The sequence below is a fragment of the Zhurongbacter thermophilus genome (assembly GCF_026184435.1).
Taxonomy (GTDB): Bacteria; Coprothermobacterota; Coprothermobacteria; order Coprothermobacterales; family JAADFF01; genus JAADFF01.
In genome coordinates, this window is the sequence record NZ_CP046447.1 from 703,124 (window position 1) to 725,547 (window position 22,424).

The following is a 22,424-nucleotide window of genomic DNA, read 5'->3' on the forward strand; positions in this document are numbered from 1 at the left end:
GAAATCGAGGGAGGGGGTATATATGCATACTGTTGTTCTAAAGGGGGAAGCAACATTACATGATTATGTTGATGTTGTGTATAGGGGAAAGGTTATCAGCCTTTCCCCTTCTTTAGTTGAAAGGGTTAAACATCTTAGAGATAGAATAGAAGCCTTTACCGCAGAAGGCCGTGTTATGTATGGTATTAATACGGGATTCGGAGCTCTTAAAGATACTGTTATCTTGCCAGACCATCTGAAAGATCTACAACATAACATTGTTAGAAGTCACGCTGTTGGTGTAGGAGATCCTGTTCCAGAAGTGGTTTCTAGGGGGATGTTGTTTTTACTAATTAACTCTTTTTCTAAAGGATACTCTGGTGTCAGACCAGCACTTCTTCAGCGACTCGTTGATATGCTCAACGCCCATATTCATCCTGTCGTACCACGTTGGGGCTCTGTAGGAGCTAGTGGTGATTTAGCTCCCCTATCTCATCTCGCGCTTGCTGTTATAGGGGAAGGTGATGTTTTCTATAAAGGAAAGCGTATGAATGCAGCTGAGGCTTTTGAGAAAGCTGGAATGCCACCAACTTTTCAGCTTGATGCGAAGGAAGGTCTTGCACTTCTGAATGGTACACATTTTATGCTTTCTATGCTTATTGATGCATATCTCAAGACAAAAAATATTTGGAGTTGCTACCTTTCTACCTTTGCTGTATTTGCAGAAGTGATGGAAACAGTTTCTACGCCGTTTGATCCTCGTATTCATAAGGTGCGTCGTGATAAATACGCTCTTGAAGTTGCTCAGATTATAAGGGAAAAGCTGAAAGGTTCTAAACTCATAGACAGACATCCGGAGATGGTTCAAGATAGTTATTCTATTAGATGTTTTCCTCAAATAGCTTCGCCTATTGCCCGGGCTATTGAGCTGACAGAAAATCTTATAGATGAAGAAATTAATGCCGTAACCGATAACCCTTTGGTGTTTGAAGAAGAAGTCCTTTCTGGTGGTAATTTTCATGGTGCTCCCATAGCATGGGTTTCGGAATCTCTAAAGACAGCCATTGCCGACATGGGTAATGTGTCTATAGCACATATGGAATGGCTTCTAAATCCGCGCTACAATAAAGAAAGGGGGCTGACTCCGTTTTTAACCAAAGAACCCGGTTTGGAATCTGGTTTTATGATTGTTCAGTATATGGCGGCGTCGCGTATGGCACATATAAGAGTTCTTTCTCATCCTGCCTCAGTTGATAACTATTATACATCTGCTTTACAGGAGGATGTTATTTCTCTTGGTGCTGTTAGCGTTGATAATCTTCATGTTGTTTTGCAAGATCTTGCTTATATTGTGGCAGGTGAGAGCCTTATGATATATAAGGCTATTTTCATTAAAGATATATATGATATGCTATCTTCGCATGGCAAAGAATGGGTATATACCCATAAACCTCTAATTGGAGATAAAATATTAGGTGGTGACAGTTATGTCGCACCTATTTTGGAGGGGTTAGCTCTTAAATATTTAGGGGAAGAGGTGATGTAAGTTGGTAGAGTATTACGGAACAGATAGATTGAAAAGAGGCCTTGCTCAGATGTTGAAAGGTGGCGTAATTATGGATGTTACCACACCTGAGCAGGCTGTTATTGCTGAAGAGGCCGGTGCTGTTGCCGTTATGGCACTTGAGCGTGTACCTGCTGACATCAGAAAAGAGGGCGGCGTTGCCCGTATGGCAGATCCTAAGATTGTAGAGGAGATTCGTGATGCTGTTTCTATTCCTGTTATGGCAAAGGTGAGAATAGGTCATTTTACAGAGGCTTTAATACTTCAGTCACTAGAGGTTGATTTTATCGATGAGAGTGAGGTTCTTACGCCTGCCGATGAAAAGTATCACATTGACAAGAAAGAGTTTGCCGTGCCATTTGTATGTGGTGCCCGAAATCTTGGAGAGGCACTGCGAAGAATTGCAGAAGGTGCTGCAATGATTCGTACCAAAGGTGAGGCAGGTACAGGTAATGTCGTGGAGGCCGTTAAGCATATGCGTACAATGAATGAGCAAATCAAGAGAGTTGTTCTTGCGGATGATGAAGAGCTTATTGTTCTTGCAAAAGAATGGGGAGCCCCACTGTATTTACTTGAAGAGGTAAGAGAGCTAGGTCGACTCCCCGTTGTTAATTTTGCAGCTGGTGGCATTGCTACACCTGCAGATGCTGCTCTCATGATGTGGTTAGGTTCTGATGGTGTATTTGTTGGTTCTGGCATATTTAAATCTAATAACCCAAGGGAGAGAGCAAGGGCTATTGTAGAGGCTGTTACCTACTGGAGAGAGCCGGAGATACTGGCTGAAGTCTCCAAGGGTCTTGGTGAAGCTATGAAAGGTATAGATGTTTCCAAACTAAGCGAAGAAGAGCTGCTTCAGAACAGGGGGTGGTAATGATGGTGACAATAGGAGTTTTGGCTGTTCAGGGAGATTTTGAGGAGCATATGGCTATGCTTGAGACTCTTGGGGTAGAGGTTAAAGATGTTAGACTGCCAAGAGATCTGCATGGTATTGATGGTATTATCTTGCCTGGTGGCGAGAGCACGGCTATGACAACAATTATGCTCCGTCGTGGTATGTGGGATGCACTGAAAAAGGCATTTGAAGAGGGGCTTCCTGCATATGGAACATGCGCCGGTTCTATTCTGCTTGCCAAAGATATTGGTGCAGGTTCTGATAGGGTTAAGCCATTTGGTATGATTGATATGGTTATTGAAAGAAATGCCTATGGAAGACAGATAGCCAGTAGGGAAGTATTTCTCGAAGAGCATGAACTTGGCGAAGATGAGCCTCTCCATGCTGTGTTTATAAGGGCTCCTCGTATAGTGAAGGTTGGTCCTGCTGTTAAGGTCTTGGCTACATATGATGGGGATCCAGTGCTTGTTAGAGAAGGTAATTTCCTCGCATCTACATTCCATCCTGAATTGACGGATGATTATAGGGTACATGAATATTTCGTGAAGATGGTTAAAGGGGAGGTTTAATGAAGTGGCAGGTCATTCAAAGTGGCACAATATTAGGGCTAAGAAGTCCAGAATGGATGCCCGTAAGGGTAAATTGTTTACCAAGCTTGCCAGGGAAATACAGGTGGCTGCCAAAAATGGTGGACCAAATCCTGAAACAAATGTTCGCCTAAGAATAGCTATTGACAAGGCCCTTGCGGCCAATATGCCCAAAGAAAATATTGAAAGAGCTATTAAAAAGGGTACCGGTGAGCTTGGTGGTGAAAACATAGAAGAGGTTACATATGAGGGTTATGGTCCTGGCGGAGTGGCTATTTTGGTTGAAGCTATGACCGATAACCGGAATAGAACCGCAGGTGAAATTAGGCATATATTTTCTAAGTACGGCGGTTCTATGGCTGAGGCTGGGGCTGTAGCATGGATTTTCGAGAGAAAAGGTGTCATAACTATTAAAGCTGACCAAATAAGTAATACTGATGAGTTTATGCTAGAGATTATTGATCTTGGTGCAGAGGATGTTAAAGAAGAAGATGAGGTTATAGAAATTGTTACAGATCCCAAAGATTACACCAATGTCTTGGAAGCTTTGAAGAATCAAGGTATAGCTATAGAGCATTCCGAACTGACTTTTCTGCCTAAGAATTATGTAGCAGTATCTGGTGAGACAGCGGAGAAATTAATAAAACTTATACAGGTTTTGGAAGATCACGATGATGTGCAAAATGTTCATGCCAACTTCGATATATCTCCAGAAGAGCTGGAGGCACTTATGGCGTGAGCATAGTATGGGGAGTTGACCCTGGTACAACACGGGTAGGAATATCTGTTTTTCATGTTGATAAGGATGAAAAATCTCTGTTGAATATTATGCTTATTGACTTAACTGAAGAAGATGTGGAAGGTCGTCTTGGTGCTATAGCCAAGACGACCTCTTTTTTTGCCGATTTATATCCTCCAGATATTGTTGGAATGGAGAAACTTGTTTGGGGTAGGAATGTTACTACGGCATTATCTGTGGCAGAGGCTCGTGGTGTAATGAAATATATATTTTCCCTCTATAATGCCAGTATTGTTGAGTGTTTACCTAAAGTGGTGAAATCTGCTGTAGGAGCTTATATGTTTGGTAAAGGTAAAGATGCTGTTAGGGAGGCTGTTGTTCAGGTATTTAGTGACAATATTAGGGCTACTGGTGTACCTTGGTATGCTATTATTGATGATGTAATAGATGCAGTTGCTATAGCGTTGGCGGTGATAGAAGGTGATTGTTAAAACAGGTGGAATTATATATAAGGAAAACGGATTTGTATGGTTGAAGCCGTATAAATCTCATATATTATTTGAGTGTGTTCCTGCATGTTATATATCAGAGTATCCTAAAAGAGGTAACTGGTTTGTGTACATAGATATCCCGCAAGGTGGTTCTCCTGTGGCATATCTCTTTTCATCTCTTGATGATTACCGATTATGGGATAAATTAAGGGGTTTGAAGAATGTGGGTGCAAAGAGAGCTGCCGGTATATTGTCCTCCTATCCCTCAGAATATCTTCTAAAAATCATTGCTTACGGTGATGAAAATACACTTGCCTCTGTTAAAGGTATTGGTAAAAAGACAGCCCATCGCATCATTGCTGAGCTTATGGAAGAGATAAGCTTGAATGTATCTGAAATCTCAGAAATAAAGCATGTACTTGTATCTTGGGGATACGATAAGAAGGATGTAGATACTGCGTTCGCCAAACTATATGCCAAGGGAGCCATCACAGACAACATGAAATTTGATGATATATTAAGGAAAGTTATGCAGGTGATAGACGATGAAACAGATCGTCATACCACGTAAAATTAGCCGTCTTATAGATGAAGTATTAAAGGGCAGTCTTGATAGAGGAGAAATTCTTCCCCATATGTTACTTGTTGGTCCTCCTGGTGTAGGAAAAACAACACTTGCCAGTTATATGGCTGAGAACATGGGAACCTCTCTTGTGCGCATTATTGGCGGTGCCGTTAGCAAACCCAAAGATATTGTTTCTATATTACTGAAGCTATCTCCTGGAAGTATATTATTTATAGATGAGATTCATAGACTTCCTTCTGCTGTTGAAGAAATTTTATATCCTGCTATCGATAGGTTTGAGATAGATGTTCTCATCGGAAAGGGTAAAGTTAAACACATATCGCTAAGTCCGTTTACCCTCATTGGGGCTACTACGATGGAGGATAAGATATCTCCCCCATTGCGTTCCCGTTTTTCTATTGTTATTCATGTGGGAGATTATGAAAAGGATGATTTTTACAAGATGATTGACCTCTACGCAGATAGTTTCTTATTTACTCCCGATGCTAAAGATTATGTTATAAAAATTTCTCGTCATACGCCCAGAAGGCTGATATTAATTCTTGAGCGTCTGAAAGACTTTGCCACTACTAGAAACATAGATCTTATAGATAAAGAGCATGTTGAAATGCTTTTGGAAATCATAGACTATGATACGGAGTTTGGACTTGATCGCAGAGAAAGGCGATATCTGTCTGTACTTGCACATATGTTTAATGGTGGACCAGCCGGTGTGAAGGCTATTGCCGCAGCAATGGGGGAGAGCGTGAGCACTATTCAGGAAATTATAGAGCCCTCTCTGCTTGCTGATGGATTCATACTCCTTACTTCTCGTGGCAGAAAACTGACGGCAAAAGGTTGGAGGTTTGTATCGTGAAGAAAGTTCTTCTTCACACCTGCTGTGGACCATGTCTTCTTGGATCTATTGCTTATATCAAAGAGCACCTACATGATTGGGATGTGTTTGCTGTTTTCTATAATCCCAATATTCATCCTCTTTCAGAATGGATAAGGCGAAGAGATGGTTTCTTAGATGTAGTAAGAGTAGAAAGTATTCCTGGATTTGCCCCTATGGTATGGGATGCGAAAGAATGGTTTAAAGAGTGTGGTGTATCCGATGATAGGTGTGGATGTTGTTATAGGATACGGTTTCAGTGGATAGCTCAGTTTGCCAAGAAGTATGGATTTCATTATTTTTCTACAACATTGACAATATCTCCGTATCAGATTAAAGAACTAATATACCGTGAGGCAGAGAAGGTGGCCAAAGATTACGACCTTGAATATCTAAAAGTTGACTTTTCCACTTATTATAGATATAGTGAAGACCATGCTAAAGAGCTTGGGATATATAGGCAAAAATATTGTGGTTGTGTTTTTTCTGAAGCTGAGGCATGGCAAATGAGAATGAAGGGTGGGTGGTTTAAGCTATGACAGATGATTATATTTACAAACTTGAGGCATACGATTATGAACTTCCAGAAGAGGCTATCGCACAGGAGCCCGCAGATCCACGAGATAGTTGTAAACTTATGGTTGTTAATAGGAAGACCGGTGAGGTGCACCATGTTATTTTTAGAGACATTGTTAAATTTTTAGAGCCCGGTGACCTCCTTGTGCTTAATAATACTAAAGTTATGAAGGCACGACTGTTTGTGAATAAGCCTACAGGTGCAAAAATAGAACTGTTTCTGCTTAGACCTAATGAAGATGGCACTTGGGAGGCTCTTCTCAGACCTGCTAAAAAGGTCAAGGTGCCCTCATACCTTGTAGTGGACAATGTAAAGATCAATGTTCATGGCAGAAACGATAAAATTTTCAATGTGTCCTTTGAGAATATGTCTTTTGAAGATGTTATGAGATTTTTAGACAAGAAAGGAATCATGCCATTGCCCCCTTATATTAAATCTGGTGGTAAAGTGCCTCCCGAGATGTATCAAACAGTATTTGCTGAAAAAGAGGGTTCTGTTGCAGCTCCAACAGCCGGTCTTCACTTTACACCAGAATTGCTTGCCAAAATCCAAAATATGGGGGTGAATATTGCCTATATTACCCTGCATGTTGGGCTTGGTACATTTGAGCCTGTTAAAGAGGAGGATATTAGACATCATAGAATACACAGTGAATATCTTGAAGTGCCAGAAGCTACCGTCAATATTATTAAACAGACAAAGTCAAATGGTAAGAGGGTTATTGCCGTTGGTACAACTGTTGTTAGGGCACTTGAAACAGCCGCTTCAGATGATGAGATTAAACCATACATGGGGGAGTCTCAACTGTTTATCTATCCCGGATATAAGTTTAAGGTTGTAGATAGCCTTATCACGAACTTCCATTTGCCTAAAAGTACGCTTCTAATGCTTGTTAGTGCCTTTTACGACAGAGAAAAGGTATTAAGGCTTTACAAAGAAGCTTTAAATCGTGGATATAGATTTTTCTCATTTGGCGATGCTATGTTTCTTATTTAGGAGGTGAGGATATGGCTCTTGAGTGGAGTGTCTTATATCAAAGTGGAAAGGCCAAAGTAGGTGTTATAAAGACCTCACGCAGCGAGATTATTACCCCTGTTTTTATGCCAGTAGCCACGAAGGCCGCTTTAAAATCTCTTTCTACTGAAGAGTTAAGGGAACTGGGTTTTCAAATTATCTTATCCAATACATACCACTTAGTTTTTAAACCCGGTCTTGACATCATTAAGAAAGCTCAGGGTGTGCATAAATTTATGAGATGGGACCGTTCTCTTCTCACAGATAGCGGAGGTTTCCAGGTGTTTTCACTGTCTAAGTTTAGAAAGATTACCGAGGAAGGTGTGGTCTTTAAATCGTATGCAGATGGTAGAGAGCATAAGTTTACCCCTGAGTTTGTTATTGAAGCCCAGAAAATTATTGGTAGCGATATTATGATGCCCCTTGATGTATGTCTTGGATATCCCAGCGATGAGAAAGAAACATTGTGGGCTCTTGATATGACTATGAAATGGTTGGAAAGGAGTCTTGCTGTTGAAAGACCAGAGCATCAGAGTTTATTTGGCATTATACAGGGGGCTTTTAGGGAGCATACAAGAAGAAAAGCAGCTCAGATGGTGAAAAAGCTTCCTGTAGATGGATATTCTATTGGTGGATTGGCCGTAGGAGAACCCAAAGAAATGATGTATCATCTTACCGATGTTGTGACCGATGAGTTGTCAGAATTTGATAAGCCTGTATATCTTATGGGCGTTGGACATCCTGTAGATATGCTTGAGTCTATTGAGCGTGGAGTGGATATGTTTGACTGTGTGCTTCCCATGAGGGTTGCCCGTAATGGCCTTATTTATACCTTTAATGGACCTATCAAGATTCGACATGCTAAGTACGCCGATGATTTCCGTCCTATAGATGATCGTATACAAAGGACATTTACATTCTTAGAAGGGTATACACTGGCATATCTTCACCATCTATTTAAAACAAAAGAGATGCTCGGTTATAGGGTGGCAACTCTTATTAATTTGGCATTTATGACACTTCTTATGGAAGATGTCAGAAAGCATATAAAAGAAGGAACATTTGCAGAATTCAAGCAAGACTTTGTGGAAAGATGGTCTGCAAAGTGATATAATACCTAAAGTCTGTGTCAATTTATTTAGTTATGTGCAAAGGAGGAGGATGCTATGAGTAAGGGGCTGAGACTTGCAATCGTCACTATTCTGGTTTTGATTGCATTGTTCGTAGACCTTGTTGCCTTAGGTGTTATTGATTTTGGCAGCAAGCCAGCTGTTGAACAGGCAACTGTAAATCTTACAGGTACATCTGCACAAACATCTTCAACCTCTACCGCTACAGGTGGAGAGACGAAAAAGTCCTCATCTTTGAAGTTGAGATTCGGTCTTGATATTAAAGGTGGTGTCCATGTTGTTTTAGAGGCATTTCCACTGGAAACGGCCTCAACTGCAACTCAGAAGCAGTTGACACCACAAGAAGTAGATGAGCTGATAAAGGTGCTTGAAAATCGTGTTAATGCACTTGGTCTTAGCGAGGTTGTTATTTATCGTGATAAGGCAGTGCCTAACAGAATTATTATGGAAATCCCATTGGATATTAAAGGTGGAAACCTTACGCCAGATGATATTGTAGATTTACTTGGTAAACCTGCGGTACTCGAATTTAGAGATCCAACGGGAAAACAGGTGCTTCTTACGGGTAAAGACCTTGTAAAGGCATATGCTGGAGTGGACCAAAATAACAGTGCATATTATGCTGTATATCTTGAATTTAATGATGAGGGAGCAAAGAAGTTTGCAGAGATAACGAGTAAATATTTGGGTAAACCTATACCAATAGTACTAGACGGAAAGGTCATTAGTGCTCCTGTGGTACAGAGTGTTATTACTGGTGGTAAAGCTGTTATTACCGGTAAATTTACACTTGAAGAGGCTAAGAAACTTGCTGCACTCTTGCAGGGTGGTGCTTTACCAGCCCGTGTTGAAATTGCAGAGGTTAGATATGTTGGTCCTTCTATTGGTGAAGATGCTCTTAAGGCAGGTATTAAAGCCGGTATTTTGGCTTTTATACTTGTTGTTATATGGATGACGCTGAACTATGAGATTTGGGGATTAATATCTTCTATTGGTCTTGTGGTTTTCTTAATTATGGACCTGGCAACCCTAGTACTCTTCCAAGCTGTTTTGACACTGCCTGGTATTGGTGGTATTATTCTTTCAGTTGGTATGGCTGTTGACGGTTCCGTTATTATCTTCGAGCGTCTCAGGGAAGAACTCGCTGCAGGCAAGAGTTGGCGAATGGCCCTGAGAAGGGCATTTGCCAGATCTACACCGACAATTCTTGACTCTAATGCTTCTACATTGATTTCTGCACTTGTTCTGTATTGGTTTGGTGCTCCTACCATCAGAGGTTTCGCCATTACCTTGGCTATTGGTACGATCTTAGGTGTCTTTACATCACTGATGGTGCTGAGGAGCTTGATGGAAATGCTTCCCCCAAGGAAGAGAGTCCAGCAGAGCACTACTGCAGCGTAAGGAGAGGTGATGCAAGGTGGAAATTATTAAGGTCGGAAATTGGAATATAGTAGGAAATAGAAATAAGTTTTATGCTATATCTTTGACTGTTATTATTGCCGGTATTATTGCCATGATTATTAATGTGGCAACAATCGGGGCTCCATTTAATCTGGGTGTTGACTTTACTGGTGGTGTTGTTCTCGAAGTCCAGTTTAATAAAGCTCCCGATTTTCAGGTTATCAGGGATACCTTTCAAAAAGCCGGCTATGGCAATATAGAGGTAAAGGCTGTAGATTCTCCAGAAAACACAGTCATGCTAAGGGTAAAGGCCACAAGTGGTGAAGAGAGAGACAAGATTGTCAATCTTGTTAAAACTCTTCCGGATTTCAAGCAAATTGTTAGACAGGAGTTTGTTGGTCCATCGGTAGCACGGACTCTTATTTGGAATGCTTTTACCGCTACAATTATTGCCCTTGCCTTGATTCTTATATACATCAGTGTAAGATTCGAGTTTATCTATGGTCTTGTTACCATTGCAGCATTGCTTCACGACGTGCTTGTGCTTCTTGGTGTATTTGCCATGACAAGGGTTGCCATTGATAGTTCATTTGTTGCGGTGGTATTGATACTTGTTGGTTATTCTGTTATGGATACCATCGTTGTTCTCGACAGAATTCGTGAAAACAAGCATATATATAGAGGTATGCCCTTTGAACAGCTTGTTAATAAATCCATTCTGTCTACATTCCGTAGATCTTTTAATACCTCTGTAACGACATTACTTGCTGCTTTATCATTGCTTATTGTAGGTGGCCGACTGCTTCTTTCTTATGGTTTAGGACTAAGTGTGGGTATTCTTGCAGGTACATATTCCTCCATTTTCATAGCATCTCCTCTTCTTGTAGATATTAGAAACTGGCAGGCTAAAAGACAAGGAAACAAGAAGGGACAGAGGAAACCTAAAAGAAAGAAGTAATAGTAGGAGGAGATAAAAGTGACCATAGGTGAAATAAAGGCACTTATAAGAGATGTACCCGATTTTCCTAAGCCGGGTATCTTGTTCAAGGATATTACTCCTGTGCTTCAGAATGCTGAGGCATATAGATTTCTTATCGATGAAATGTCTTCTGCCCTTGATAGTATTGAGTTTAACAAGATAGCTGGCATAGAGTCTCGTGGTTTTGTGTTTGGTGCACCTATCGCATATAAGCTGGGTAAGGGGTTTATTATGCTTAGGAAAAAGGGGAAGCTGCCATATATCAAAGAGAGCGAATGTTATGACCTTGAATATGGGGTTGATTGCATTGAAGTGCATGTGGATTCTGTGGAACCCGGCGAGAGTGTCATTATTGTTGATGATGTCCTTGCAACGGGAGGAACAGCCTTACATGCTGCCAAACTTATTGAAAAAATCGGTGGCAAAGTTGCCGGATTCTTGTTCTTTGTAGAGCTGGAGTTTCTAAATGGCCGTGAAAAATTGAAAGATTACAATGTTATCAGCATGGTCCGTTTCTAATAAGATTAAAGAGGTTCTTAAAGAAGGGATGCCTGACTATGAGGGCATCCCTTCTCGTTTAGAAGTTAGTAATGTTGATGTACCTTTAGTAAACAGACTTCCCGTTGATGTTGCTGAGGGAGCTGTATATCGTTTATATAGCACGGTTTTGTGGAATAGATTAAGAGATGCTTTATCGTACATGTCTAGACGCGATATTAATGAGGTGCGGAAGGCATATGAGTACATGGAAGAAGTTCATCGCTATCAGAGACGTAAAAGTGGAGAGCCTTATATTGTTCATACAGTAGCTGTTGCCATTATTCTGTCGGCATTCCAAGCTGATGTGTCCACTATACAGGCAGCGCTGCTCCATGATAGTGTCGAGGATAATCCCAGCGTCAGTTTAGATGATATTAGAGAAAAGTTTGGCACATTTGTAGCTAAAATGGTGGATGGTGTGACAAAGTTAACAGCTAGTGAAAGAAATGATCAAAACATTGTTGCATCAAAGGCTCAGGTAAAAAAGAAGGCTATAAGAAAGCTGCTTATCAATATAGCTCAAGAACCTCGTGTGGCCTTCTTAAAGCTTGCCGATAGGCTTCACAATATGCGAACAATTATTTTCATGTCTGAGGAAAAAAGGAAAATTATTGCTCGTGAAACAATGGAAGTATATGTGCCTCTGGCTCAGAGATTGGGTATATACATGATTAAGACAGAACTTGAGGAATTATCTTTTAAAACATTGTATCCCCATGAATATGAGTTTATTAAGAAAAGGGTCATTGATAAAATTAGAGGTAGAAGAGAGCAGATTCGAGAAGTAATAAACAACATTTACACTCATACAGCAGAGGCTATGTCTCCTCATGGTATTATTCCTATTGTCAAATATCGCGTCAAAAGTGTTCCTAGTATTTATAGGAAAATGGAGAGCCTTGGTAAGTCTTTTGATGAGATATATGATCTTGTAGGCGTAAGAGTTATTCTTGATTGGAAAACTCCCAGAGATGAAGAGGTTCCACCTGAACTATGTTATCAGGTACTGGGTATTGTTCACTCTCTGTACACATCTATACCCGATAGGTTTAAAGATTTTATTAGTCGTCCCAAGCCTAATGGTTATCGTTCGCTTCATACTACGATATTTGATGGGGCAGGAGAACCATTAGAGGTGCAGATACGAACAATAGATATGCATAGAGAGGCAGAATTTGGTGTGGCTGCTCATTGGGCTTATAAAGAGGGAGAGGTTAGTGTAGAGGAACTAAAGATTGTCGAAGCTATGCGAGAGAAATTATCTTCCATTTTTCAAACATGGGGCGAGGATCCACTGCATAAAGAGATAGAACAGCAATTATTTGCCGATGAAATCATGGTTTTTACCCCCAAAGGTCAGGCTATTTTCTTACCTGAAGGGGCTACCCCTGTTGATTTTGCCTATGCTATTCATACTGAAGTAGGTCATCGTTGTACTGCTGCCAAGGTTAATGGCAAACTTGTTCCTCTTGATTATCAACTTCAGTCAGGTGACCAAGTAGAGATTATTACCTCCAAAACATCTAAGGGACCGAAGAGAGATTGGCTTTATTTTGTCAAAAGTAGCAGGGCTAGGGATAAGATACGCAGTTACTTTAAAAGACTTCGTAGAGAAGAAGAGCTGAAAGAGGGTAAACAACTTCTGGAAAAAGTTCTACATAGATTAGGGGTAGATATATCTAAGTTTAAAGATGCTATAGATAAGAGCAGAAAATGGAATCTACAGGATCTTTATATAAAATTGGCTCGTCTTAAAAAAGGAATTATTTCTGGTGTGAAGTCTCCTGACCGTAAAGGACAATCTGTTGATGCTATGGTTTCCTCGTCTATCACAAACTTTGTCAAAGATGTTCTGAAAGATTTAGGGTTATGTGAGTTCGTGCAGAATAAAGATGCTGAGATTAAGATTGTTGATGTGCAGAGGAAAAAGACTAAGACTTCTTTTTATCTCTCAAGGGCATCTTGCTGTCAACCATTACCCGGAGAAGAAATTGTAGGTTGGGTAACGACAGGTAAGGGTATTGTTGTTCATAGAAAAAATTGTTCTGCACTAAAAGGTTTTATGAAAAGTGCTCATCCAGACAGGCTTGTTAAAGTTTCTTGGGATGAGCTAGATTATCTTAAAGACGTTGAAGGAGCTTATCCCACGAAGTTGGTTCTTGAGACATGGGATAGGAAAGGACTACTTCTTGATATTGCCAAAGAGCTTGCATCACTTGACAAAAATATTTCTCGTATAAAAACATATTTTCGTAAACGCGATGGAATGACAATAATCGAGCTTGTTGTATCTCTTAAAGATATCAATGATTATCATTCTGTTAGAAGAAAGCTGCTGAGAATAAGAGGTGTCGAAAAAGTAAAAAGGGGGAAGATGAGACGATGAGGCTAGTTATCCAGAGGGTTTCTAAAGCATCTTTGACTGTTGATGGTGCTGATAAAGGAGCTATAGGTAAAGGACTTGTCGTTTATGTGGGGTTTGCGGATAGTGATGCAGAAAGAAATGACTGGGAGAAAGTGTTTACTAAAGTTATCAATAAGCTTATAGGGTTGAGGGTGTTTCCTGATAGTGAAGGGAAGATGAATTTGTCTATTCAAGATATTAGAGGAGGTATTGTTCTCGTTAGTAATTTTACCCTTTATGCCGATATATCTCGAGGAAAAAGGCCTTCTTTTACCAAAGCCTTAAAGCCAGATATTGCCGAATCGTTGTATAAAAAGCTTGAGCAAATGTTTATGCAGGCTATGGAAGCTGAGGGACTATCTTTTCTTCATGGTACTTTTGGTGCAGACATGGATATTGATGCTGTTTCATGGGGGCCTGTTAATATTGTATGGGACATCTAAGTATCGAGAGGTAGGTTATTCCCTAATCGAATCTGTAGTTGTGATAGTAATCCTTGGAATTCTTCTTGCTGCTGCTGTGCCATATTATTTAGATGCTGTTGAGGAAGCTAAGGATAAGGCCCATCTTACCAATATAGATATGATTGTAAAAACCCTTACTGTTGATAGACCGACCTTGTGGAATGCTAGTGAGTTTGCTATTTGGTTTTATAAGAAGTATCCTGATATGCTTTGTCCATGGTCTGGTAAGCCGTATCAAGTTTTTAATGGAGCTGTTTGGGCCTATGACGAAGGAAATAAATGCACCATTGGTTTTTTAACGAGAAATTTTTATCATCTTATAACCGCTTATCACTACACTGGGGGAAAGCAATTGGTCTTTACAGCTGTTCAGAGGTGGGGTGGTTGTCATAAGGAATATGTAGTGGTTAAGAATATTTCTAATAAGACAATAAGATTAAATGGCTGGAGTATTACCGATGGATACGGAAGGTATTCATATAAATTTATTTTTGGAAACATTGAGCTTACCCCCGGAAGTACATTGAAGATCTATTCTGATACCAATAGGTATGGTACATGGTTTAGGAATGGTAAACGAGGGAAATGTTTTGGAGGTATTAATAATAACTATTTAGGACAATATGATGTGTTATTTTTGCTTACTCCACACAATGTTGTACATGATTTCACAGATGAACAAAATCCGGTCAATGGTCCTGCAACTTACTGATAGGCTGTTCTTGTCAAGTTCATGAAATATGTGGTATCATACAGAATAGGTGGTGCGGGCGTGGTGGAAATGGCAGACACAGCGGACTTAAAATCCGCTGGGGTAAAACCCCGTGCGGGTTCAAATCCCGCCGCCCGCACCAGTGGGTTATTTATTAAGCCTACAAACTGATGTTTGAATATAATATAAACAGGAGGTGTGAAAGGTGCCAAATCTGAAATCGTCCAAAAAGAGGGCTAGACAGGCTATAAAGAGAACTGCCTATAACCGTTATTGGCGTAAGACAATGAAGACTTATATAAAGAAAGCTCGTAAGGCTATTCTTGCAGGTAATCTTGAAGAGGCTCGTAAGCTTGTGTATGATGCACAGCGTATGATTGACAAGGTTGCCTCTAAAGGGGTTATTCACAAAAGAGAGGCAGCTCGCAGGAAGTCTCGTATTATGGGTATGTTGGCAAAGGCCGAAAAATCTATGGCCCAAACGCAAGAATAAAAAGGAGGGGATAGTTATGGCTATTCAGGTAAATGAGGATCTCTGTATCGGATGTGGTGTATGCTCTTCTTTGTGTCCACAGGTATTTGTTCTTGGTGATGATGGTAAGGCAAAGGTTGTTAATCCTGATGCAACCGACGATTGCGTAGATACTGCAATCGCTTCCTGCCCAACAGGAGCAATTTCTAAGTAATTAAAATTTATTCTTATGTATGGCAAAGAAGGGGGACGGCTAGTCCCCCTTCTTGTTTTATTAGTCTTTGAGCTCTTCTATCTTTTGTCTGATTTCCAAGAAGATTTCTGGATACATTTTAAGCAGTATAAGTAAATAAGATGCATCGGCTATGCTAGCTGCTATAAGGAGCAGTCGTGTAGGGTTGTTTATGTCCTTAACATAGGTTTCAATAAATTCTCTTAATTCTCCTTCAGGTAGTTCTTTGCCACTAGATAACGAGGTAATAATTGCTTTAGAGATTTCCATAGACTTATTTTGATATTCTTTTAGCCATTCTATTTCTTCCTCTGGAAAACCTTCAAGCCCTATAACTTGCGGATTGTTAAGTATAAGTCCCCAGAAAAATTCTTCCTCTGCTTTATACACCTCTTTAACTTCTTCTGTGATACCTTTAAACTCATCATGGCTTTTTTCAAGAAGCTCTATGTTACTCATTGCTAATGTGACAGCACTAAGAATAAGTGGATATGCTAGTACAACGTCTTTTATAATTTTATTGAGCCTTTCTTCGTCTTTGGTGTTTAGTTCTTCTTGCAGTCTGTTAGCTATTTTATTGAGTATCAACAATGTGACAGAGACTTCGTTGATGGGGAAAATTTCTACCTTTACTTCATCTGACGATATTTCATCAGGTCTAGAAACCCTTACCTTTTCTTTGCTGAGCATATCATATGTTTCTGTAATAATTTCCAATATCCACTTAGGGATTAGACTTGCTTCTACTTGCGTGATGTTCATACAACATCCTCCTCTCATAAAGTGCTTTCCTATATTCTAACTTATTATTGGTAGAATGAAGTAAAGTTCAGCTTGGGAGGGATAGATCATGAATAGGACAGCGATTTTGGCTATATGGAAGAAGTTGATACTAGTATGGATACTTCCATGGGTGGTCTACACTTCACTTTTGACTCTGGAGGTTGTACCTTTGTGGACAGGACTGTTTCTCCCGTTTCTAATTACTATAGTTTATAGTAGATATACATTTAGCTCGTTTTCATTACCTAAATATTTCGTCACTTCGTTATATATGTTTTCTCTCTATTTGGGAATAACCATTTATTTATTGGGATCAAGACACTCTCAATTACCTGTTCCTTGGCCAGTAATTATTGCCATTGTGGTTGTTGTTTTGCTGGCCTTTAGAGGTATTCGTTCTTGGATTACATACATGGGAACTGGTGAAAGGGTACTAGGCGCTACCACATATATTTATGCTCTCCTATTTGGCCTTTGGATATATTGGCTTCTCTTGTATAAGTTGGTGTCGATAAGAATGTTTATGCTTGTTGTATTGGCTTATTTTATCTTTCACTTTGCTATTTATGTGCTCCAGATTTCTGGTAAGGGATTTCAGTTAAAACTTGAAAAACTGAAGTATAGACCTGGTACTTATCTTGGAACCATAGGAAATCCATTAACCTTCAATCTTAATTTGCTAATGGCTTCTCTGCTTGGCGTATGGGCATTGTATTATTTAAAAACATCTTTGTGGTTTATATGGCTCATTGCAACTGTGTCTGTGCTCTCGGTTTTATATAATACAAAACGCTCTGTTATTGTGGGGGCTATTGTTTACTTTCTTTTTCTTCCCATTTTCCTCTGTTTGGATTTTCACTTCTCTTGGTATTGGGTTTTTATCTATTATGTTTTACTGGGTTTGTTAAGTTGGTTAGTGTTAAATGGTAAAGGTCCTCTTTCTAGACGTATTCGTGGTAACCTTTTCCCTTTATTTTATGCACGACATTTGAGGCAGTTAGGTATCCATCCGCAGATAAAGTTTTTTACTCTTTCCACTGCTACAACGCGTTTGTACCTAGCCTTATCCGGTCTTAAGACATGGCTCAAATCACCGTTATGGGGATTTGGATTTGAATATGTAAGGCGATATCTTATAGAGAACAGGGCTATAGAGACCTATTATGCAGAGCATACTAAAGGGTATGATCGTAGTCATAATATGTATGTAGATATTCTCATTGAAGGTGGTGTTGTTTGGTTTGCCCTTTTGGTATATTTGCTCTATCCTGTATTTAAGCACCTTTTTTCATATCCTGCTACATTACTTTTAGGAATTACTATTGGTGTCATTTTGATGTTTTTGTTTTGGGATATTACTTTTGTTGTTTCTATGGGATATTTATTTGGACCGGTATGGATATTTGAGAGTAAAGCTTATCTTGTTCCGGTATGGGCTTTGTATATTGTCAATGCTGTAATGTTATTGATTGTTACCATAACCCTGTTTAGATACGTCGCAGATATGTATAAGGGACTGGCAAGAGCTGTTATTCCGCGGGGATTAGATATTGCAAGAGAAGAAGCAGATAAGTCTCTTGCAATATGTCCTTTCCCAGACCACAATGTTGTATGGCGTACAGAGATAGTGGTTAAGTATATTCAGGTGTTAGATGCTAAGGGGACATCACCGGCATTGGCTGCCAAACTAGCTACAAGTATTACAGAGTATGAAAACCACATAAAAATTACAAATTATCCTGATTCTTTTCTAGCATATTTGGGATATGCCTATGGCACATTATATAGATTAGGATGCAAGGAATGTCTTGATAAGGCTATATTTTATTTCGAAAAGTCCATGGAACTTAATCCATTCAACGAGGCTACAATAAGTGCATATGCTAATTTTGCGGGAAATATTAAGGATTGGGATAGGACGTGTCGAATATTAGAGACTATACTTTATGCGAAGTATTCAAATGACCCCGATGTGTTTGCTGAACAGATGAAAGAAGTGTTTTATGACGCTGTAAGATCTCATAGAAAATATGTATTGAAGATAGATGAAATGCCTGAAGATTTTAATATAGATGCTCACGCTATGGGTAGAATTTCTTGGCAGCCGGGTAGGATATCTCCTAACCTGATAAAAATGTATATTTTCTGCCTTATAGAAAAACAACGCTATGATGAGGCTAAAAAGTGGTTGAGATTTTATGAGAACTTTTATAAAGATGCGGATCCAGCGTTTGTTGACGAGATGTTTCTCAAAATTAAGCTCGGGCAGTTAAGAAATATATGATCCCTCCGATTATATTAATGAAGAGAATAAAAGGAGGGATGACTATGCCATATGGAGCATATCAGAGAGTAAGAAAAAGATATATCGAAGAGGAAGTAAAAAATGCATCACCTGTAAAATTGGTGCTAATGATATACGATTTAGTAATAGCATCTTTAAAGAAAGGTGATACTGTAAAAGCTCGTGCGGGTATTAGGGAACTTATAGATTCACTGGATTTTGAGAGAGGTGGAACACTGGCTACCAATTTGCTCTCTTTATATGAATATGCATTAAGACAGATACATGAGGGTAATTTAGAAGAAGCACTGAATGTCATTAAACCTCTCAGGGATGCCTGGGAGGAGGCATTTTTCAAGAAAACCTCTGAGGAAAGCACCGAGGAGGTATCGGAGGGGTGATGAACTATGGCAGGTAGAGATTTTATCGAGGGAATCAGTGGGGTAGAGAGAGCAGATTTTGAAACACCATCTCGTGGTGTTGGCGAAGTCATGCAGTTATATTCCTTAGGAGATCGTCTTGTGAAGGAAGCAAGTCGATATAATGCTTATCTTGATGCCAATCAAACCAAACCCCTCACTAAAGAAGATGTAGAAAATATGGTTGATCGTATAAAGAAGATTCTTGAAACTCTCGATGCCTCTGTTGATGTTAAAATTAAGCACTATAAAGAGATACCAGATCTTATACTTGGAATGCAAATAGTTTTCGAGGATAAGCGTACTAAAAAGGTTATTAAGGAAATTCCACCAGAAAAATTACTGAGGCTATATAAAGAGCTTTTAGAAAAAATTGGCTTCTTCCTCCTCGATAAGGAGGTGTGAATGATGATTTCTAATGTGGGAGGTTTTAATCCACTAGCAACACGAGAAATGGTTGATAAATACATTAATGCATTGCTTGCGCCTGCCAGAAAACCTATTGATCTTTTAAATAATCAGAAAACACAGATAGATAGACAGGTAAAGGCTTTAAATGAAATTAAAAGCATTCTTTCTTCTATGAAAGATTTGGCTCACAGTTTAGCAGATCCTGTGCTTGGTGCTTGGCGAGATAAAGAGGTATCTGTTTCTAATGATGATGTTGCTTCTGTCAGTGTTACTTCTAGTGCTACAGAGGGAGTTTGGGATTTAACGGTTAACAGAGTTGCGACAGCACACAGAGTTATCTCTAGTCAGGTAGCAAAGACCGATACCAATCTTGTAAATACTTATGGTGGAAAACTTTTAAAATTGACATTCAATCTCAAGGATGGAACAACTTCAACGGTAAATGTGGATCTAACTGATATTACAACAGATAATGGTTCTACCAACATTGATGTTTTAAATAAAATAGCAGATGCTATTAATTCTGCTTCTGATGCTGGGGTTAAAGCTGTTGTTATTGGGACGGATCCTGATAATGTGAGACTGAGTATATATGCAACCTCTGTTGGATCCGATAAGGCGATCGATAGTATGAGTGCGGAAGAAAGTTCAGATGGGGGGAATACATATAGCGCAAGTAATCTATGGTCAGATCTAGCCCTTGATGACCTTTCAAAGGTTTATGACCCTACGGATCCTACTAGTGGTGGTTCTATTGCTCCTGAAGGAGAAAGTGGCACGACTTTTGATTATGATTGGCTCAATCTAGATGCTGTTCTTAGCGGAGTACCTATAAAAGATACAGACAATACTATATCTGATGGTATATTGGGGGCGACTATCACTGTTAAAAGTACGGGTTCAACAACAATTTCTATTCGCGATAATGTTGATAACGTCGTGAAGAAAATAGAAGATTTTATGAATAAGTTCACTGAACTCAACGCGAAGATACGAGCATATACATTCGCCGGTTCTGATAAGGCTGAGCGAGGAGTACTTGCCAATGATACTAGTATTAGAATGACGCTCTATGCTATACGTGAGGCTATGACTGCAGCTGTTAAAGTTACTGTGGGAAGTGATACGGAAACATTCACCGGGGAAAAACTTGGTATTACATTTGATAAAGAGGGTAATCTAACTTTTGACTCATCAATTATTAGAAATATGCTGAGTGGTTCGGAAGAAGATAGGGAAAAAATAATAAAAGCTTTTACCCAGAGTACGGAAAACGGGGATCCTGAGGATGGAATTTTTGTAAGATTGGAGAAAAAGTTAGAGACCTATGTTGACTCTGTTAGCGGTCTATTTACCACGCGTATTAATAGTCTAAATGAGCGTAAGGATTACATTGACGAACGTATAAAAACACTTGAAAAGATGTTGGATGCGAAAGAGCAGATGTATAGGGAACAGTTGGGTAATCTCATGGCTATGAGTATGGAATTAAAGCAGCAAGTTAGCGAAATGCATGGTATATTTGGTGGTACTATGTAACAATCTCTACAAAATAGATAACTGCCATGTTATAAAGCGGAGGGTATCCTCCGCTTTTGTTGTATAATTCCTATATAGGGAGGGATATATGTGAAGATTGATGAATATCTCACCTCTTATGAAAAGCTACTGGATAGGATTGAGAAATTGTTGGAAGAAGACAAGTATGCCGATGTCATGGGTCTAATTTCCGAAATAGATCACATTATCGCGTTGATTGATGAAGAGGTGAAAGGCTTAACAAAGGAGCAAAAAGACACTATAAAGCCCCGTGCGATGAAGATAATTAAAAGACAGGAGTCCATTTTAGCCAGTATAGACGAAAAAGTTAAATCTATTCAAGGAAATTTAGAAATGATACCTAAGTTGCAAAGGGCGGCGAAGACCTATGGAAAAAACAGTCAGGTTTAAAACAATTGTTCTTCTATTCTTGGTTTTTTTGTCGATCCTTGTTTTTATTGGTTGTTCTCCTACTAAAAAGCCAGATTATGTTACCGATGCTGATATAGCCAAAGCTAAAAAGATGCTTTATAACCTCATTGAGGTATATCTACCTTCTATGGATGTGGATGCTATTGTTAATATGTACCCTCCTGATACAAGAACAGAGATGAGACCTCAGGTTGAATCTTACTTTAACACATGGAAAAATACGGTAATGTCTGCGTCTAATGTTAATAAGCCGCCAGAAATTATTTCAATGAAAATTGTTTCTGTAGATAGGTATGCTGTGTCAGATAAAGATGATCCTACAGCTAAATTTAGGATACCGTTTAAGGTTGTATATGAAGGAGTTTACCGTTTTTGGTTACCCAAGGAGGAAAAGTATGTAAAATATAAGTGCAGACATTCTGCTTGGGTTGAGTTTGTGAAATATAAAGGGGATGTTTATCTACTTAAATTTCAAAGTTTAGATACACCTGCATGTGAAAAGGTGGGTGATGGTAGTGAAAATTAACGATATTAGTAGTGTTTTGGCTAGGGCTATGGATGTGGCATCTAAAAGGCAAGATTTGCTATCTGATAATATTGCCAATGTTGATACCCCCTTCTATAAGAGAAAGGACTTAAACTTTAAAGATATGGTGGATTACATAACTCGTGGTAGAATGGGACAGCCCTTAAAGAGTGATAATCCCAGACATTTTAAATATTCTGATGGGGTCATTTTTCCAAGAACGCAAGAAGACAAAAATCTATCATGGCGAAGTGATAGAAATAATGTTGACATTGATAAAGAGCTTGTAGAACTAATGCAAAACTCTATGTGGTATGGTGGTGTAGCTAAGTTGTTATCACAGAGATTTAGCACATTGCGCTCTGTGTTGACAAGTGTCATTAGATAAGTGTG

Annotated in this window: 26 protein-coding genes and 1 tRNA gene; 26 read left to right on the forward strand and 1 reads right to left on the reverse strand. The window is 39.3% G+C overall.

The genetic code is table 11. The annotated features are described in order from the left end of the window. Positions 1-22: 22 nt before the first annotated feature. From GM182_RS03290 to GM182_RS03380, 19 genes are all read left to right on the forward strand, one after another. Positions 23-1,525, forward strand: a complete 1,503-nt coding sequence (locus GM182_RS03290) for an HAL/PAL/TAL family ammonia-lyase (protein ID WP_449187166.1) — start codon at positions 23-25, stop codon at positions 1,523-1,525. Between the two features lies 1 nt (position 1,526). Next, positions 1,527-2,414 carry a pyridoxal 5'-phosphate synthase lyase subunit PdxS gene (pdxS, locus tag GM182_RS03295; RefSeq protein WP_449187167.1) on the forward strand — a complete coding sequence of 296 codons (888 nt, stop codon included), beginning with the start codon at positions 1,527-1,529 and terminating at the stop codon, positions 2,412-2,414. Positions 2,415-2,419: 5 nt separating this feature from the next. Beyond that, positions 2,420-3,004 carry a pyridoxal 5'-phosphate synthase glutaminase subunit PdxT gene (gene pdxT / locus GM182_RS03300; RefSeq protein WP_449187277.1) on the forward strand — a complete coding sequence of 195 codons (585 nt, stop codon included), beginning with the start codon at positions 2,420-2,422 and terminating at the stop codon, positions 3,002-3,004. 4 nt (positions 3,005-3,008) lie between these two features. Beyond that, on the forward strand, positions 3,009-3,761 hold the full coding sequence (locus GM182_RS03305; RefSeq protein ID WP_449187168.1) for a YebC/PmpR family DNA-binding transcriptional regulator: 753 nt from the start codon (positions 3,009-3,011) through the stop codon (positions 3,759-3,761). Continuing rightward, a complete protein-coding gene (locus GM182_RS03310; RefSeq protein ID WP_449187169.1) occupies positions 3,758-4,252 on the forward strand; it encodes a crossover junction endodeoxyribonuclease RuvC in 495 nt (164 codons plus the stop codon). Before GM182_RS03305 ends, GM182_RS03310 begins: the two co-directional genes overlap by 4 nt. Next, entirely contained in the window at positions 4,242-4,823 is a 582-nt protein-coding gene (locus GM182_RS03315; protein ID WP_449187170.1) for a helix-hairpin-helix domain-containing protein, read from the forward strand. The genes GM182_RS03310 and GM182_RS03315 overlap by 11 nt, the downstream gene beginning before the upstream one ends. Further along, on the forward strand, positions 4,798-5,694 hold the full coding sequence (locus GM182_RS03320; RefSeq protein ID WP_449187171.1) for a Holliday junction DNA helicase RuvB C-terminal domain-containing protein: 897 nt from the start codon (positions 4,798-4,800) through the stop codon (positions 5,692-5,694). Before GM182_RS03315 ends, GM182_RS03320 begins: the two co-directional genes overlap by 26 nt. Then, positions 5,691-6,251, forward strand: a complete 561-nt coding sequence (locus GM182_RS03325; RefSeq protein ID WP_449187172.1) for an epoxyqueuosine reductase QueH — start codon at positions 5,691-5,693, stop codon at positions 6,249-6,251. The genes GM182_RS03320 and GM182_RS03325 overlap by 4 nt, the downstream gene beginning before the upstream one ends. Further along, on the forward strand, positions 6,248-7,285 hold the full coding sequence (gene queA / locus GM182_RS03330) for a tRNA preQ1(34) S-adenosylmethionine ribosyltransferase-isomerase QueA (RefSeq protein WP_449187173.1): 1,038 nt from the start codon (positions 6,248-6,250) through the stop codon (positions 7,283-7,285). Before GM182_RS03325 ends, queA begins: the two co-directional genes overlap by 4 nt. Before the next feature lie 11 nt (positions 7,286-7,296). Further along, on the forward strand, positions 7,297-8,412 hold the full coding sequence (gene tgt, locus GM182_RS03335; protein WP_449187174.1) for a tRNA guanosine(34) transglycosylase Tgt: 1,116 nt from the start codon (positions 7,297-7,299) through the stop codon (positions 8,410-8,412). Between the two features lie 57 nt (positions 8,413-8,469). Beyond that, positions 8,470-9,834 (forward strand): protein translocase subunit SecD, encoded by a 1,365-nt coding sequence (gene secD / locus GM182_RS03340; protein ID WP_449187175.1) that lies wholly within the window; start codon positions 8,470-8,472, stop codon positions 9,832-9,834. 16 nt (positions 9,835-9,850) lie between these two features. Beyond that, positions 9,851-10,792: a protein translocase subunit SecF gene (gene secF / locus GM182_RS03345; protein WP_449187176.1), complete on the forward strand. Its 942-nt coding sequence runs from the start codon at positions 9,851-9,853 to the stop codon at positions 10,790-10,792. Positions 10,793-10,810: 18 nt separating this feature from the next. Continuing rightward, entirely contained in the window at positions 10,811-11,332 is a 522-nt protein-coding gene (locus GM182_RS03350) for an adenine phosphoribosyltransferase (RefSeq protein ID WP_449187177.1), read from the forward strand. A gap of 28 nt (positions 11,333-11,360) precedes the next feature. Further along, on the forward strand, positions 11,361-13,739 hold the full coding sequence (locus GM182_RS03355; RefSeq protein ID WP_449187178.1) for a RelA/SpoT family protein: 2,379 nt from the start codon (positions 11,361-11,363) through the stop codon (positions 13,737-13,739). Further along, entirely contained in the window at positions 13,736-14,200 is a 465-nt protein-coding gene (gene dtd, locus GM182_RS03360) for a D-aminoacyl-tRNA deacylase (RefSeq protein WP_449187179.1), read from the forward strand. Before GM182_RS03355 ends, dtd begins: the two co-directional genes overlap by 4 nt. Beyond that, complete coding sequence (locus GM182_RS03365) at positions 14,184-14,933, forward strand: lamin tail domain-containing protein (RefSeq protein ID WP_449187180.1); 750 nt, start codon at positions 14,184-14,186, stop codon at positions 14,931-14,933. Before dtd ends, GM182_RS03365 begins: the two co-directional genes overlap by 17 nt. Before the next feature lie 54 nt (positions 14,934-14,987). Further along, a tRNA-Leu gene (locus GM182_RS03370) sits at positions 14,988-15,075 on the forward strand. Between the two features lie 63 nt (positions 15,076-15,138). Then, the gene (gene rpsT / locus GM182_RS03375) at positions 15,139-15,426 is read left to right on the forward strand and encodes a 30S ribosomal protein S20 (protein WP_449187181.1); all 288 of its coding nucleotides are present in this window, start codon (positions 15,139-15,141) and stop codon (positions 15,424-15,426) included. A 16-nt stretch (positions 15,427-15,442) separates the two neighbouring features. After that, positions 15,443-15,619, forward strand: a complete 177-nt coding sequence (locus GM182_RS03380) for a ferredoxin (protein ID WP_449187182.1) — start codon at positions 15,443-15,445, stop codon at positions 15,617-15,619. 60 nt (positions 15,620-15,679) lie between these two features. Here the strand turns inward: GM182_RS03380 and GM182_RS03385 are convergent, their stop codons facing one another. Further along, entirely contained in the window at positions 15,680-16,399 is a 720-nt protein-coding gene (locus tag GM182_RS03385) for a hypothetical protein (protein WP_449187183.1), read from the reverse strand. 88 nt (positions 16,400-16,487) lie between these two features. Between GM182_RS03385 and GM182_RS03390 the strand changes: the two genes are divergently transcribed. The 7 genes from GM182_RS03390 to flgB all read left to right on the forward strand — a co-directional run bounded on the left by GM182_RS03390 (position 16,488) and on the right by flgB (position 22,419). Continuing rightward, on the forward strand, positions 16,488-18,704 hold the full coding sequence (locus GM182_RS03390) for an O-antigen ligase family protein (protein ID WP_449187184.1): 2,217 nt from the start codon (positions 16,488-16,490) through the stop codon (positions 18,702-18,704). A 44-nt stretch (positions 18,705-18,748) separates the two neighbouring features. Then, the gene (locus GM182_RS03395) at positions 18,749-19,105 is read left to right on the forward strand and encodes a flagellar export chaperone FliS (protein ID WP_449187185.1); all 357 of its coding nucleotides are present in this window, start codon (positions 18,749-18,751) and stop codon (positions 19,103-19,105) included. Positions 19,106-19,111: 6 nt separating this feature from the next. After that, on the forward strand, positions 19,112-19,528 hold the full coding sequence (locus tag GM182_RS03400) for a flagellar protein FlaG (protein ID WP_449187186.1): 417 nt from the start codon (positions 19,112-19,114) through the stop codon (positions 19,526-19,528). Positions 19,529-19,531: 3 nt separating this feature from the next. Continuing rightward, entirely contained in the window at positions 19,532-21,073 is a 1,542-nt protein-coding gene (gene fliD, locus GM182_RS03405) for a flagellar filament capping protein FliD (protein WP_449187187.1), read from the forward strand. 90 nt (positions 21,074-21,163) lie between these two features. Next, complete coding sequence (locus GM182_RS03410; RefSeq protein WP_449187188.1) at positions 21,164-21,484, forward strand: hypothetical protein; 321 nt, start codon at positions 21,164-21,166, stop codon at positions 21,482-21,484. Then, complete coding sequence (locus tag GM182_RS03415) at positions 21,462-22,031, forward strand: hypothetical protein (RefSeq protein ID WP_449187189.1); 570 nt, start codon at positions 21,462-21,464, stop codon at positions 22,029-22,031. Before GM182_RS03410 ends, GM182_RS03415 begins: the two co-directional genes overlap by 23 nt. Next, the gene (flgB, locus tag GM182_RS03420; protein ID WP_449187190.1) at positions 22,021-22,419 is read left to right on the forward strand and encodes a flagellar basal body rod protein FlgB; all 399 of its coding nucleotides are present in this window, start codon (positions 22,021-22,023) and stop codon (positions 22,417-22,419) included. The genes GM182_RS03415 and flgB overlap by 11 nt, the downstream gene beginning before the upstream one ends. Positions 22,420-22,424: the final 5 nt, after the last annotated feature.